Source organism: Streptomyces sp. NPDC052107 (assembly GCF_040680215.1).
Lineage (GTDB): Bacteria > Actinomycetota > Actinomycetes > Streptomycetales > Streptomycetaceae > Streptomyces.
Window position 1 is genome coordinate 143,459 of record NZ_JBFAWG010000014.1, and the last position, 13,711, is coordinate 157,169.

17 protein-coding genes are annotated in these 13,711 nt (G+C 72.4%); 11 read left to right on the forward strand and 6 right to left on the reverse strand.

Annotated elements, in window-relative coordinates; genetic code table 11:
- Positions 1-8 precede the first annotated feature (8 nt).
- The 3 genes from AB0M27_RS18415 to AB0M27_RS18425 all read right to left on the reverse strand — a co-directional run bounded on the left by AB0M27_RS18415 (position 9) and on the right by AB0M27_RS18425 (position 2,645).
- Positions 9-818: an SAM-dependent methyltransferase gene (locus tag AB0M27_RS18415; RefSeq protein WP_365722899.1), complete on the reverse strand. Its 810-nt coding sequence runs from the start codon at positions 816-818 to the stop codon at positions 9-11.
- 36 nt (positions 819-854) lie between these two features.
- Entirely contained in the window at positions 855-1,718 is an 864-nt protein-coding gene (locus AB0M27_RS18420; RefSeq protein WP_365722900.1) for a helix-turn-helix transcriptional regulator, read from the reverse strand.
- A 96-nt stretch (positions 1,719-1,814) separates the two neighbouring features.
- Entirely contained in the window at positions 1,815-2,645 is an 831-nt protein-coding gene (locus AB0M27_RS18425) for a helix-turn-helix transcriptional regulator (protein WP_365722901.1), read from the reverse strand.
- Between the two features lie 42 nt (positions 2,646-2,687).
- On the opposite strand from AB0M27_RS18425, the gene AB0M27_RS18430 reads away from it, so the two are divergent.
- From AB0M27_RS18430 to AB0M27_RS18440, 3 genes are read left to right on the forward strand one after another with little or no spacing between them, the layout of a single operon-like run.
- The gene (locus tag AB0M27_RS18430) at positions 2,688-3,809 is read left to right on the forward strand and encodes an ADP-ribosylglycohydrolase family protein (RefSeq protein ID WP_365722902.1); all 1,122 of its coding nucleotides are present in this window, start codon (positions 2,688-2,690) and stop codon (positions 3,807-3,809) included.
- Between the two features lie 53 nt (positions 3,810-3,862).
- Positions 3,863-4,171, forward strand: coding sequence for a 4a-hydroxytetrahydrobiopterin dehydratase (locus tag AB0M27_RS18435; protein WP_365722903.1), 309 nt, complete (start codon positions 3,863-3,865; stop codon positions 4,169-4,171).
- Positions 4,172-4,176: 5 nt separating this feature from the next.
- Positions 4,177-4,959 (forward strand): class I SAM-dependent methyltransferase, encoded by a 783-nt coding sequence (locus AB0M27_RS18440; protein WP_365722904.1) that lies wholly within the window; start codon positions 4,177-4,179, stop codon positions 4,957-4,959.
- 16 nt (positions 4,960-4,975) lie between these two features.
- Here AB0M27_RS18440 and AB0M27_RS18445 read toward each other — a convergent pair whose 3' ends face one another.
- The gene (locus tag AB0M27_RS18445; protein WP_365722905.1) at positions 4,976-5,773 is read right to left on the reverse strand and encodes a phytanoyl-CoA dioxygenase family protein; all 798 of its coding nucleotides are present in this window, start codon (positions 5,771-5,773) and stop codon (positions 4,976-4,978) included.
- A gap of 144 nt (positions 5,774-5,917) precedes the next feature.
- Here AB0M27_RS18445 and AB0M27_RS18450 point away from each other — a divergent pair, with 144 nt between their 5' ends.
- The 3 genes from AB0M27_RS18450 to AB0M27_RS18460 all read left to right on the forward strand — a co-directional run bounded on the left by AB0M27_RS18450 (position 5,918) and on the right by AB0M27_RS18460 (position 8,464).
- On the forward strand, positions 5,918-6,826 hold the full coding sequence (locus AB0M27_RS18450) for a class I SAM-dependent methyltransferase (protein ID WP_365722906.1): 909 nt from the start codon (positions 5,918-5,920) through the stop codon (positions 6,824-6,826).
- 272 nt (positions 6,827-7,098) lie between these two features.
- Positions 7,099-7,704, forward strand: coding sequence for a hypothetical protein (locus AB0M27_RS18455; protein WP_365722907.1), 606 nt, complete (start codon positions 7,099-7,101; stop codon positions 7,702-7,704).
- A 58-nt stretch (positions 7,705-7,762) separates the two neighbouring features.
- Positions 7,763-8,464, forward strand: coding sequence for an SDR family oxidoreductase (locus tag AB0M27_RS18460; RefSeq protein ID WP_365722908.1), 702 nt, complete (start codon positions 7,763-7,765; stop codon positions 8,462-8,464).
- Between the two features lie 13 nt (positions 8,465-8,477).
- Here AB0M27_RS18460 and AB0M27_RS18465 read toward each other — a convergent pair whose 3' ends face one another.
- A complete protein-coding gene (locus AB0M27_RS18465; protein WP_365722909.1) occupies positions 8,478-9,185 on the reverse strand; it encodes a glycoside hydrolase family 75 protein in 708 nt (235 codons plus the stop codon).
- A gap of 210 nt (positions 9,186-9,395) precedes the next feature.
- Between AB0M27_RS18465 and AB0M27_RS18470 the strand changes: the two genes are divergently transcribed.
- Positions 9,396-10,007, forward strand: a complete 612-nt coding sequence (locus tag AB0M27_RS18470; protein WP_365722910.1) for a hypothetical protein — start codon at positions 9,396-9,398, stop codon at positions 10,005-10,007.
- Between the two features lie 248 nt (positions 10,008-10,255).
- On the opposite strand, the gene AB0M27_RS18475 is transcribed toward AB0M27_RS18470, so the two are convergent.
- On the reverse strand, positions 10,256-11,092 hold the full coding sequence (locus AB0M27_RS18475; protein WP_365722911.1) for an aldo/keto reductase: 837 nt from the start codon (positions 11,090-11,092) through the stop codon (positions 10,256-10,258).
- A gap of 315 nt (positions 11,093-11,407) precedes the next feature.
- On the opposite strand from AB0M27_RS18475, the gene pqqA reads away from it, so the two are divergent.
- Genes pqqA through pqqE form a run of 4 tightly spaced genes read left to right on the forward strand, consistent with a single transcriptional unit; the run spans position 11,408 to position 13,666 of the window.
- Positions 11,408-11,575: a pyrroloquinoline quinone precursor peptide PqqA gene (gene pqqA, locus AB0M27_RS18480; protein WP_365722912.1), complete on the forward strand. Its 168-nt coding sequence runs from the start codon at positions 11,408-11,410 to the stop codon at positions 11,573-11,575.
- Positions 11,572-12,297 carry a pyrroloquinoline-quinone synthase PqqC gene (gene pqqC, locus AB0M27_RS18485; protein WP_365722913.1) on the forward strand — a complete coding sequence of 242 codons (726 nt, stop codon included), beginning with the start codon at positions 11,572-11,574 and terminating at the stop codon, positions 12,295-12,297. The genes pqqA and pqqC overlap by 4 nt, the downstream gene beginning before the upstream one ends.
- Positions 12,294-12,578, forward strand: a complete 285-nt coding sequence (gene pqqD / locus AB0M27_RS18490; RefSeq protein ID WP_365722914.1) for a pyrroloquinoline quinone biosynthesis peptide chaperone PqqD — start codon at positions 12,294-12,296, stop codon at positions 12,576-12,578. Before pqqC ends, pqqD begins: the two co-directional genes overlap by 4 nt.
- Positions 12,575-13,666: a pyrroloquinoline quinone biosynthesis protein PqqE gene (gene pqqE, locus AB0M27_RS18495; RefSeq protein ID WP_365722915.1), complete on the forward strand. Its 1,092-nt coding sequence runs from the start codon at positions 12,575-12,577 to the stop codon at positions 13,664-13,666. The genes pqqD and pqqE overlap by 4 nt, the downstream gene beginning before the upstream one ends.
- Positions 13,667-13,711: the final 45 nt, after the last annotated feature.

Consider the following 13,711-nt stretch of genomic DNA (forward strand, 5'->3'; position numbering starts at 1 on the left):
CGTGTGGGTCAGCGCTTGACCGCCACCCCCGCATACACCGGCACGACCCCCTCCGCCTGGGCGGTCACGTCCACCGGTTCCGGGCGCCAGCCGTACACCGGGATGACGCCGGGGCCGAGCAGTTCCAGGCCGTCGAAGAAACGGGAGAACTCGGTGAGTGCGCGGGGGTGGAAGGGCGTGCCGCTCCTGCGGAACAGCTCGGCCGCTGCTGCCACTCCCTCGGGGCTGAGGTCCTGGGTGACCTGGGTGAGGATCAGGAAGCTGCCCGGGGCGAGCTCGTCGACGTACCGCTTGACCAGCCCGAACACATCGTCCTCCTGGTCACCCAGGTAGTGCGTGAGTGCCACCAGGGACAGCGAGACCGGGCGGCCGAAGTCCAGGGACTCGCCCGCCAGCCGCAGGATGGTGTCGGGATCGCGGACATCGGCGTGGATGTAGTCCGTGCCGCCCTCGGCGGAACTCTGCAGCAAGGCCTCGGCGTGCCGGAGCACGATGGGGTCGTTGTCCGCGTACACCACCCTGGACTCCGGGGCCACGCCCTGGGCGACCTGGTGCAGGTTGGGCTCGGTAGGGATACCGGCCCCGATGTCGAGGAACTGCCGTACCCCCGCCTCGGCCGCCGTGCGGACGGCCCGGTGCATGAACCGGCGGTTGGCGCGCGCCCCGCGCACCACCGTGCCGTCCACGGCGAGGATCTTCCGCGCCAGTTCCTCGTCCACCGGGTAGTTGTCCTTGCCGCCCAGCCACCAGTCGTACACCCGGGCCGGATGCGGACGGCTCGTGTCGATCGGTGTGGGCGTGGCATCGCGTGCGGTCATACGGCTGTTCCCCCAGGGATCGGTCCGGACAGGGCGTCACAAGGTCGTGCGGAACTCCCGCAGCAGGGTCTGGGTGCGCTGTGCCGACGCGGCGCGGGCCGTCATGTGGTCCAGCACCTCCAGATGCGCGGCCACCTCGCGGCGGGAGTCCAGGTACAGGGCGCCGGTGAGGTACTCGGTGAACACCATGTCCGGCAGTTCCGGCTCGGCGAACCGGAAGAGTGTGAACGGCGCGTACGTCCCCGGATGCGGGCCCGCCGCGAACTCGGCGACCTGGAGGGTGACCCGGTCCCGCTCGGCGTACTCCAGCAGCCGGTCCAGCTGGCCGCGCATCACCTCGCCGCGCATGCTCACCGGGCGGCGCAGCACCGTCTCGTCCATGATCACCCACAGGTGGGGCGGGTCGTCCCGCTCCAGCAGCCGCTGCCGTTCCATACGCAGCGACACATGCCGTTCCACGCTCTCGGGCGAGGTCTGCCCGATCGTCCCGGCCTCCAGCACCGCCCGCGCGTAGTCCTCGGTCTGCAGCAGACCGGGGATGAAGTGCGGCTCGTAGGAGCGGATGATCCGAGCGGCGCTCTCCAGGCTGACGTACAGGCTGAACCAGTCCGGGAGCACGTCGTGGAACCGCTGCCACCAGCCCGGCTGGTTCGCCTCCTCGGCCAGCCGCACGAACGCGGCCGCCTCCTCCTCGGGCACCCCGTAGGTGTCCAGCAGCACCTGCACGTAGGGGATCTTCAGCGAGACCTCGGCCATCTCCATCCGCCGTACGGTCGCCGACGCCACCCTGAGGACCTTGGCGGCCTCCTCCCGGCTGAGACCCGACGCCTCGCGCAGTTCCTGCAACCGTTTACCGAGCACCACCTGCCCCACGGTGGGCGCAGCCCGCCGCTCACTCACGCCACGCCCTCCCCTACGCGCCGAAGTACCCGGGCAGTCTGCCATGTGATCCCCTCTCGCACACGAGTCCGAGGGGGATCCGGGCGGCCGGAGCAGTCAAATGGCCAGCGCTTGCAGGTACTTGGTGGTCGCCGGGTCCGCCGGCAGGAACGTCTCGATGGCCAGCTCGGCGACCGTGACGTCCATCGGCGTGTTGAACGTGGAGATCGACGACACGAACGACAGGACCCGGCCGTCGTGCTCGATGATCAGCGGCAGCGCGAAGTACGGGACGGGCTCCGCCGGTTCGTCGCCCGGCGCGTCCTCCGGGACGGGGTAGACGGCCACCTCGTCGTACAGGGCGCGCAGTTGGGCCGAGCGCTGCAGGGCGATCTGCCGCTCCATCTGCGCCAGCAGATGCCCGCGCCACTCGCGCAGATTGCGGATGCGCGGTGCGAGACCCTCCGGATGCAGGGTCAGCCGCATCGCGTTCGGCGGCGACAGCAGTGTCTCCGGCACGCCGTCCAGCAGCATCATGATGCCCCGGTTCGCCGCGACGACCGTGTAACCGGCGTCGACCACCAGCGCCGGATAGGGCTCGTAGCCCTGGATGAGGCGTTCCATGCCGTCGCGCAGCGCGTCCAGCGCCGGGTCGCCCAGCGGGGTCTCCGGATAGTGCGGTGCGTAACCGGCCGCCAGCAGCAGCGCGTTGCGCTCCCGCACCGGCACGTCGAGATGTTCGGCGAGCCGCAGCACCATCTCCTCGCTCGGCCGCGACCGGCCGGTCTCGATGAAGCTGATGTGCCGGGCCGAGGAATCGGCGCGCAGCGCCAGCTCCAGCTGGGAGATCCGGCACCGCTCCCGCCAGGCGCGCAGCAGCGGGCCGACGCCCTTGTCGGCGGCGGGGGCGGTGGAGGACGCGGAGGGACCGGAAGCGACAATGGTCATACGCCCGACCGTAGTCGAGGAGTTGCTGAGGAGTTGCTTCCGTTGCGCACGAACGAGCCGTGGTCGAAACCGTGGCGGACCTCGTCCCCCCAGGCGTCCCTTCAGGCCGCGGCCGTCTACCGGGCCAGGGTCCGCGGCTGTCTCCTCGGCGGCGCGGTCGGTGACGCGCTCGGCTACCCCGTGGAGTTCGCCTCCCTGGACCGGATCCGCGCCGCCCACGGTCCGCGCGGCGTAACCGGTTTCGTACCCGGAGCTTACGGCGCGATCGGCCTGATCAGCGACGACACCCAGATGACCCTGTTCACCGTGGAGGCCCTGATCCAGGCGCACGCACGGCAGCGCGAGAAGGGCATCGGCGGCGCCTGGCCGCTGCTGCTGCGTCAGGCGTACGAGCGCTGGCTGGAGACCCAGTCGAAGCCCGGCCCCGAGCGGCCGGCACCGGAGCTGCCCGGCGCACCGGCCGGCGGCCTGGTCACCGAGGCCTGGCTGTTCGCCCGCCGGGCCCCCGGCAACGCCTGCCTGTCCGGCGTGGCCCAGATGTACGCACCCGACCCCGCGCTTCCGCTGGACGGCACACCGGGCGAGGTCAACCCCGACTCCAAGGGCTGCGGCACGGTGATGCGCTCGGCCCCCTTCGGCCTGGTCGGCCCCGCCGATGAGGCCTTCGCCATGGCCGCGCGCGGCGCCCAGATCACCCACGGCCACCCCACCGGTTACTACGCGGCGGGCGCGCTCGCCGCGATCGTGGCGCACCTGGTCGCCGGGGAGTCCCTGGAGGGCGCCGTACTGCGCACGCTGCGGCTTCTTGAGCGGTACCCCGGCCACACGGAGACCACGGCCGCCCTGCGTGCCGCCCTGGACCTCGCCGCCGACGGGACGCCGACGGCCGAGAAGGTGGAGTCCCTCGGCGCGGGCTGGGTCGCCGAGGAGGCCCTCGCCATCGGCGTCTACTGCGCGCTCGCCGAGCCCGCTGCCGGGCAGGCCCTGCCGCTGGCCGTCAACCACTCGGGTGACAGCGACTCCACCGGCTCGATCTGCGGCAACCTGCTCGGCGCGCGCCACGGCGACACCGGCCTGCCGCACGCCTGGGTGGCCCGGGTGGAGGGCCGGGACCGGATCGCCGCACTCGCCGACGACCTCGCGGCGGAGTGCGCACAGGGCTGACGTGGCAGGCTGAACCCGTACCCCGTGTGCCCGCCTCGAAGGGAGACCCGGCCATGGCCGTCGAACCGCTGTCGCAGAAGGAGATCGAGGACCGGCTCGCCGAGCTGCCCGGCTGGTCGGTGGACGACGCCGGCCGACTCACCCGCTCCTACCGCCTCGGCTCACATGTCGCGGCGGCGGCGCTGGTCATGCACATCGCCGCCGTGCAGGACGAGCTGGACCACCACTCCGACCTCACCCTCGGCTACAACACCGTCTCCCTCAGCGTCCACACACACAGCGCGGGCGGCGCACTCACCGCGAACGACTTCGCGCTCGCCCGCAGGGTGGAGGACCTCGCCCCAGGGCACCACGCACACTGAGGGGCGTGCTCGACTACGACAAGGAAGCCGACGCCTATGACGCGTCCCGGGGCGGCGAGGCCCGCGCCGCGGCGGCCACGCAGGCGGTGCTCGGCCTGATCCCCGGGGGACCGGGCAGACTCCTCGACGTGGCCTGCGGGACGGGCATCGTCACCCGCCGGCTGGCCGCCGGCCGTCCCGGGCTGCGGGTGACGGGAGCCGACCTCACCGCCGCCATGGTGCGCAGGGCGGGTGCGCGGCTGCCGGGCGCGATCGTACGGGCCGACAGCCGTCGGCTGCCGTTTTACACCGGTGCCTTCCACGCGGTCACCAGCATCTGGCTGCTGCACCTGCTGCAGGACGCCGAGGACGTCCGCGCGATCGTCGCCGAGTGCGCCCGGGTGCTGCGGCCCGGCGGGGTCTACGTCACCACCGTCGACAAGGCCGCGGCGCACGACGTCGGCAGCGACATCGACGCCGTCCTCGCCGCCCGTCCGCGCCGCCCCGCGCGGGACGCCGCCGCCACCGTCACCGCGCACGCCGTCCGGCACGGGCTCCGGCCGGCCGGCGACACCGCGTTCCCCGGCGTCGGCCAGGGCCGCAGCCCTCGCGCCACCATCGCCGACCTGCGCCGCGGCTGGTTCACCCTGCTGCCCCCGGGCGAGCCGCGCACCGAGGAGTTCGCCGCCCGCCTGTCCCGCCTCCCGGACCAGGACCGCCCCCGCCCGGACCCGGTGTTCGCGGTGCGCGCGTTCCGGAAGCCGATGGCGGGGGTGACGGCGGGGGACGGCGACCCCATGGCCGGCTGAGCGGCAACGTTCGCCGTCACCGCCGGACCCGCGCCGTCCCGAGGCCGGGTTCGGCTCCGAGACCCCGGCGGATCGCGCGCTCCACCGGCGAATAACCGCCGCCCGGCCGCTGCAGCTCCAGCGGCACCGCCGGAGACAGCGGCGGCTGCGCCATGAAACGCGGGCGGGTGCCGTGGTGCGGCTGGGCCGCGTGCACCAGGAACGGATGGCAGAGGTAGACGTCACCGGTGCGGCCGGTGGCGTGGGCGAGCGGGCGGTGGGCGGTGGCCCGGTCCAGCCGGGGGCCGAGCTCCAGGATGGACGCCCCCGCCTCGCCGTACGGCTTCAGCAGCGGCGGTACGTCCAGGTGCGAGCCGACCCGGATCCGCGTCGGGGCGTCGGCCTCGGTGACCTCGCTGAACAGGAACAGCATCAGCAGGGCGCGGTCCCGCGAGCGCAGGTTGGCGAAGTACCAGCTCTGGCCGTCGGGGAGATAGCTGCCCTCGATGTGCCAGCCGGCGTCGTCCGGTTCCTCGGTGTGCGGGAAGCGGAGCGGGAACGTGCCCAGCGAACGGCGCGGCGCCCATCGGCCCTCGCCGACGAGCAGATCGAACGCCTCGTGCAGCACAGGTGAGTTGACCGCCGCGTCGAACGGCTCCTGGGCCATGCCCCCGACCCACACCACGGGATCCTTCCAGGTGCCGGGATCATCCGGGTCGTAACCGGTTTCCCGCCACAGCAGCCGGGCGCAGTCCGCGGCGACAGGGGCCGGGACCGCACCGTCGATCTTCACGAAGCCGTCGTCGAGGAAGCGCTGCACCAGTTCACCGTCCACGGAGCCCCATGCTGGCGCCGTGTCCGCTCCGGCACACCTGGTTTTTTGCCGCACCGGCACCTTTTTTGCGGCACCGGCAACGAAAGTGGCATCTGCCCGTGCGTCGTCGCACTCTGGCCGCATCCGAGCGAGAGGCTGAGCGACATGGCACACGACCACCAGGCCCACCACGGGCACCCCACACAGCACGGCCATGGTCACACCCACGGCGGCGACGTCGACTGGGCCACGATGGCGGCGCTGCTGGAGGCGGAGGCCGAGGTGTGCTCCCCGGCGTACGCGCGCGCCCTGGCCTGGCTGGGCCAGGAAGTGACCGAGCCCGGGCTGATCGTGGACGCGGGCAGCGGGCCCGGAGTGATCGCCTGCCTGATGGCGGAGACGTTCCCCGGCGCGCGGGTGGTCGCCGCCGACGCCTCCGAACCGCTTCTGGAGTGTGCCCGGAGCCGGGCCGTCCGCCAGGGCGTCGGCGACCGCTTCGACACTCTCGTCGGTGAACTGCCGGAGTCTCTCGCTGAGTTGGACTATCCGGTGGACCTGCTGTGGGCCAGCCGCAGTCTGCACCACCTCGGCGACCAGAGGGCCGCGCTCGCCGCGTTCGCCGCCCGGCTCGCCCCCGGTGGCACGCTGGCCATCCTGGAGGGCGGCCTGCACGCCCGTTATCTGCCCCGTGAGATCGGCTTCGGCCGCCCCGGACTGCAGGCCCGCCTCGACGCGGCCCAGGAGGACCGCTTCGCGCGGATGCGCGCCGAGCTGCCCGGCGCGGTCACCGAGACCGAGGACTGGCCCGCCCTGCTGACCGCGGCCGGCCTGAAGCACACCGGCACCCGCAGTTTCCTCCTCGACATCCCCGCCCCCGTGCCGGACCGGACCCGCGCCTTCGTCGCCGCGTGGCTGACCCGCACCCGGGACATCCACGCCGACGCCTTGGACGCCGAGGACCGGGCCACCCTCGACCGTCTCCTCGACCCTGCCGACCCCGGCAGCGTCCACCGGCGCCCCGACGTGTTCGTACTGGCGGCCCACACGGTGCACCGCGCGGTACGGCCGGTCTGACCGGGCGGGACCGGCCGCGACCCCAGGTCCTGCATTCCTCCGTCCTGCTCGACTGCATACCGCGTTCAACCGCCGGTCCACCGTCCCCCGGACACAGCCGACGATGTGCCCACCAGCCGCCACCACGCAGCGGGGCCGGCCCCGGGCGGCAGGGCCACTCCGGCCGGTCCGGACGGCGTACCGGCGACGCGCAGCTCTCGCCGGGCTCACCCCACGCTCTTCCGGCCGGTGTTGTCAGCGTGGCGGGGGCGCTGTCGGCGGGGGAGGCGTGCATGGGGCGGCGGGAGAAACCGGTGGATCCGGAGGCCGGGGTGGTGCAGCGGTTCGCCCATGACCTGCGCGGGCCGCGCGAGGAGGCGGTCACCCCGGCCTGCCGTGCGATGGCGGCACCGGCCGGCTGCTCCGGGCCCACCCAGTCCGCCGCCGCGGCCGGGGAACGGCTGGCGACCCTGCCCGTGCTGCGGGCCTGCGTCACCCCGTGCGGCGGCGAGGTGGCGGAGTGGGAGCGGCGCCGGCACACGGCCGCCGCCGAGCTCGCCGCCGCCCCCGTGCCCGAGGACGACGAGAGCGGCCCGTACCCCGGGCTCGCCCGGTTCGACACCGGTGACCGGGCGCACTTCCGCGGCCGTGACGAGCTGATCGCCGAACTCGCCGCACACACCCGCCGGCACCGCGTCTGCGCGCTCGCCGTCGGCTTCGGCCACGACGGCGGGGAGATGCGTATCGCGACGGCCCATCTGGCCGAGGGCGCCCGCCCGTTGGATCCGCGGCGGACGGCGGCCACGGTGTGCACCCGGGCGCACGGCGGCGCCGGGCCCGCGACCTGGCCCCGCTACCTGCTGTCGGGGTCGTACCGCCGTACCTGCGACGGCACTTGACTTGGAGAGTGCTCCAAGTGATGGACTCCCGGTCTCACCGACACACAGGGGGACTCACGTGAACGACTCTCCGGTCGCACTCGTCACCGGCGGCGCCACCGGCATCGGCGCCGCCGTCGCCCGGCAACTACTGGACGCCGGTCACCGGGTCACCGTCACCGGCCGTACGGAGGCCCGGCTGCGGGACTTCGCCGACGGGCTCGGGAACCCCGACGAACTGCTGACGGTCGCCGGTGACGCCTCGGCGTTCGACGACATACAGGACGCTGTCGACCGTACGCTCAAGGCATACGGTCGACTGGACACCGTCGTGGCCAACGCCGGCTTCGCCACCCACGACACCGTCGCCGAAGGCGACCCGGCCGGCTGGACCGAGATGGTGCTCACCAACGTCCTCGGCCCGGCCCTGCTCATCCGGGCCTCCGTCGAGGCGCTGAAGGAGTCCCGCGGCCGGATCGTCCTCGTCGGCAGCGTCGCCGGGTTCGTGAACACCCCGGGCAACCTCTACGGCGCCACCAAGTGGGCGGTCACGGGGCTCGCCGAGAACACCCGGCGCCAGGTGACGGAGTTCGGGATCGGTGTGACGCTGGTCGCCCCCGGCCGGGTGGAGACCCCGTTCTGGGACGGTCTCGGCAGCCTGCCGCCGGGACACCTGCTGACCGCCGACCAGATCGCCGACTCGGTGGTCTGGACGATCCGGCAGCCGGCCGGGGTCGATGTCAACACCGTGGTCGTACGCCCGCTGGGCCAGCCCAACTGACGTACGTCGCCCGTCAGTTGTTCGCGAGGAACTGCTTGGCCAGCTGGTCCCCGAGAGAGACCGCGGCGCTGTGGCTCTCGATGGGGGAGACCTTGGAGTTCTTGAACAGGATGTAGGTCACGCCCGAGTCGGCGCCGCCGGTCTCCGGGTCCGGGTCGATGCCGAGCGCCTTGGCGGTGGCGTACGACGCCTCACCGATGATCTTCGTGGGGCCGGTGTCGCCGACGACGGCGTACTCCACCTTGTCGTTGTAGATGACCGCGACCACGCCGCCGCCCTTGATGCCGGCGCTGGAGTAGTTCCAGATGCTGCTGGAGCTGGGGACCACCACGTACGGGAGCGACTCCGCCTTCAGAGGCTTGCCGTCGGACTGGTGGAAGGCGGTGTCGTCCTGGTACCAGGGGTCGCGGTTCTCGTTGCAGTTGGTGGTGCGCTGGCCGTCGCAGTCGATGTCCATGTCGGCCTTCCAGAACACCGCGCCGTTCTTGCCGCACACGGGGACCGTGGCCGACGTCTCGTCGTCGGTCTTGTACTTGCCGTTCGATATCTGCGAACACGACTTCACCTTGGCGAGCAGATCGGCCGCACTGACCGAGCCCTCCTGGGCGGAGGCCGGAGCGGTCCGCGTCGCCGAGCCGGGAGACGCGTGTGAGGGCAGCGTTCCGGCGGCGAGCAGGGCGGCCCCGGAGGCCGCGGCAAGGGTCAGGGTTCGAAGGCGCACTGTGGGGGCCCTTCTGTTAGGAAAGTTTCCTTACCAGTGCCGTACACCGTGGACCCGTGTGCATGTCCGCGTCAAGCCTCGGGTTGCGAGCTAGCAAATGCTCTGCGTATTGCGGTGATTTGAGACGGTGGCAAAACTGTAGAAGACCACTTTTCCGGATATGTCTGCCGCAATCGATCGGCAGGGTCACCGCTCCGGGAGGCGAGGCGCATGTTCGTACGCACGGTGTACGCGACCGGCGATCCGGCGCAGCTGGGCACGGCCGTGGGGGCCCTGAACACGCGGGGGCACGACCTGCTGGAGGAGCGGCCCGGATATCGGGGTGCGGGTGTCTTCGTCGACCGTGACCTCGGCAAACTGCTCACGGTCAGCTGGTGGGAGTCCGTGGACGCGCGCCGCAACAGCGACGAGGTGATGAGCGCCCGGCGGCCGGAGCTGCTGCAGCCCTTCGCGGGGACGATCGCCGTCGAGAACTACGAGGCCGCCGTCTTCCACCCCACGCACCGGCCCGTCACCGGCGGCGGGCTGCGGGTCACCCGGCTCGAGTTCGACCCGGCGGACGCGGATCTCGCCGCCGACACCTTCCACGCCGGCGTGCTGCCCCGGCTGGAGGTCCTGCCCGGTTTCGCCGGCGCGGCCCTCTTCCTGGACCGCGAACGCGGCCGTGGCATGTCGGGTGTCCTCTTCGCCGACCGTGTGTCGCTCGCCGCGTCCCGGTCCGGACAGGCGGCGATCCGCCGCGAGAGCGCGGCCAAGGCGCATGTGGGGGTGGTCGCCCTGGAGGAGTTCGAGGTGATCCACGCGGACGTACGGGGCGACTGAGCGCGAAGACGCGCGGACGCGTGGGGGCGGCACCGGCACATGAACTGGCATCGGGCGCGCACCGCCATACGGCCCGAGGTACCCGCTGCACCGCAGGTCAGGCGTAAGGCGCGTCGGGTGGCCGCCCCCGAACCGCACACGGCCGCCCGCCCCGCCGCGCGGACGGGACGCGCGGCCGTGTGGTGCGCGGTGGGCGTCAGCCCCTGCCGAAGGCGACGGGAGTCAGCCCATGCCGAGGGTGACGGGAGTCAGCCCATGTCGAAGGTGGCCGGGTCGGGGCCCAGACGCCGGTCCTCGTTGAGCGCGCTGATGGCCGCGAGGTCCTCGTCGTCCAGGCTGAAGCCGAAGACCTCGATGTTCTCCTTGATCCGGGACGGCGTCACGGACTTCGGGATCACGATGTTGCCGAGCTGGATGTGCCAGCGCAGCACCACCTGGGCGGGGGTGCGGCCGTGCTTCTGTGCGATGGCGACGATCGCCGGCACCTCCAGCAGCCCCTTGCCCTGGCCGAGCGGCGACCAGGCCTCGGTCGCGATGCCCTGCTCGCCGTGGAACTCACGGGCGGCGTGCTGCTGCAGATGCGGGTGCAGCTCGATCTGGTTGACCGCCGGGATGACGGAGGTCTCGGAGATCAGCCGCTCCAGGTGCTCGGGAAGGAAGTTGGACACGCCGATGGCCCGGACCCGGCCGTCGGCGAGCAGCCTCTCGAACGCCTTGTAGGTATCGATGTATGTGCCACGGGCCGGCAGCGGCCAGTGGATCAGGTACAGGTCGAGGTAGTCGAGACCCAGCTTCCGAAGCGACACGTCGAAGGCGCGCAGTGTGGCGTCGTACCCATGGTCGCTGTTCCAGAGCTTGGTGGTGACGAAGATGTCCTCGCGCGGCACGCCGGAGGCGGCGATCGCCTTGCCGGTGCCCTCTTCGTTGCCGTAGATGGCCGCGGTGTCGATGCTGCGGTACCCGGCCTCCAGTGCCGTGGCGACGGCCCGCTCGGCCTCGTCGTCCGGCACCTGCCACACGCCGTAGCCCAGCTGGGGCATCTCCACGCCGTTGTTGAGGATGATCGGGGGGACCTTGCTGCTCACGAGCCTCTTGATCCTTAGGTTGTCGACAGGTGGTACTCCCATCGTCAACGATCACGCGCCGCGCCGCATTCCTGATGGCGCGATCCGCCTCGACTGACCGGTCAGTCAGTCCTCGGGGTGGAGATTGGCCGGAAACGCATCCGACGTTTTCGGTCCGGACCATTGACCGGAGCCCTTCGTCCCGCAACTCTGTATCGCGCCACCGGACGTATCACTGAACCCGGTGCATACATGTGAACGGGCCCTGACCAGGCCGCGTTTTCCCTCCGGCTCCCTTCTGAGACTCCCCACCCTCAGGAAAGCGAGTACGCACACATGACCGAGAGCCCTTCTCTGCCTGTCTTGACGCACCCCTCCGACACCGAGACATCGGATGAAAAAGTCTGGAGAAGCCCTGGTTACCACATCGTGGAGACCGCGCTGGAGGTGACCGCGTACGCGCTCGCCGACCGCCGCCCGCCCGAGCCGCCCCCGGTCGCATGAGCGCGGCACCACCGGAACCCGACGGCCGCGCCGCCTGGCCGGCCGCCGAGTTCACCGAGCGGCTGCGCGCGGTCACCGCGACGCGCTACCACGACCGGCACCCCTTCAACCAGCGGATGCACCGCGGCGAACTGACCCCCGCCGAACTGCGCCGCTGGATCGCCGCCCGTTTCCACTACCAGCGGCACATCCCCGTCAAGGACGCGCTGATCCTCGCGAAGCTCGACCGGCCCGAGGAACGCCGCGCCTGGCTTCGCCGCATCCACGACCAGGACGGTACCGACGCTGACTCCCTGGAGGGCGGCGGTATCGAGCGCTGGCTGCGGCTCGGCGAGGCGGCCGGCCTCGCCCGCGAGGAGCTGTGGGACACCTCCCGGGTGCCGCCCGGGGTGCGGTTCGCGGTGGAGGGGTACGTCACCTTCTGCCGGCGGCGTCCGGTGCTGGACGCGGTCGCGGCCTCCCTGACCGAGCTGTCCGCCCCGGATCTGATGCGCACCCGCATCGCCGCCTTCGAACGCCACTACCCGTGGATCGACCCTGCGGGCCTCGCCTACTTCCGCACCCGCGTCACCCAGGGCGCCCGGGACGCCGAGCAGGCCCTCGCCCTGGTCCTCGCCCGGGCCCGCACCCGTGAGCAGCAGCAACGGGCCGTCAAGGCACTGGAGTTCAAGTGCGAGGTGCTGTGGGCCCTGCTGGACGCGGTGGACCGGAGTGCCCCATGACAGCGCCGCCGTCGGCATCACTCGCCACGTCATGGCGCCCCGTCCTCGCCCGGGGTGTGGTGCTGCGCCGCGACCCGGTCCGGGATGCCGACCTGTTGCTGCTGCCGGAGCGGGTGGTGGTGCTCGACGGCAGTGCGGGCGCTGTGCTCCAGCTGTGCGACGGCGTCCGGGACGTGGCCGCCGTCGTCGCCGAGCTGGCCGTACGCCATCCCGTCGCGCCCGTGGCCACCGAAGTCCCGGAGTTTCTCCACCGGTTACGCAAGGAGGGCTGGCTGAGATGACCGCCCCTCCCGATCCGCCCTGGGCCCTGCTCGCCGAACTCACCCACGCCTGCCCGCTGCGCTGCGGCTACTGCTCCAACCCCGTCGAACTGGTCGGCCGGTCAGCGGAGCTGTCCACGGAGCAGTGGTCGGAGGTCTTCCGGCAGGCGGGCGCGCTCGGCGTCGTCCACACCCATCTCTCCGGCGGCGAGCCGCTGCTGCGGCGCGACCTGCCCGACCTCGTGGCCGCCGCCGACGGTGCGGGTCTGTACACCCAGCTCGTCACCAGCGGGGTGGGTCTCGGTGAGCCGCGGCTGGCCGAGCTGACCGGGGCCGGGCTGCGCAGCGTGCAGCTGTCGGTGCAGCACGCGAACCGCGAAGCCGCCGAACTCATCGCGGGGGCACGGTCGTTCACGGCGAAGGAACGCGCCGCCCGGCTGATCAGGGCGGCCGGGCTGCCCCTGGGACTGAACGCCGTGCTGCACCGCGGCAACCTGGACGACCTCGACGGCCTCATCCGGCTCGCGCTCGACTGGGGTGCCGACCGGATCGAGCTGGCGAACACCCAGTACCACGGCTGGGCGGCCCGTAACCGCGCCGCGCTGCTGCCCACACCCGCCCAGGTCGACCGGGCCCGCGCCCGAGTGGCCCGCTGGCGTGAACGCCTGGGCGACTCACTGGAGTTGGTGTGGGTGGCCCCCGACCTGGTGGACGCCACCGCGAAACCCTGCATGGGCGGCTGGGGCGCCGTCTCCCTCACCGTGGCCCCCGACGGCACGGTGCTGCCCTGCCCGGCCGCCGGCACCCTGCCCGGCCTGGACCCGCCGAACGTAGCGAACCGCGAACTGGCCTGGATCTGGCGGGAGTCGAGCGCCTTCAACGCCTTCCGGGGCGAGTCCTGGATGTCCGAGTCGTGCCGCGGCTGCGCCCTGCGCACGGTCGACCACGGCGGCTGCCGCTGCCAGGCGTACGCCCTGACCGGCGAGGCCGCCCGCACCGACCCTGCCTGCCGGCACGCCCCGGACCGTCATCTCGTCGAGGTGGTGGTGCATGGCATCGCCGACGGCGCTGATCCACGCGCGTATGCCTACCGGGGGGGAGGCCGTTGAGTCGCCGATGCTCGCGGGCCGCCGCGCTGACCGGCGAGGCCGCCA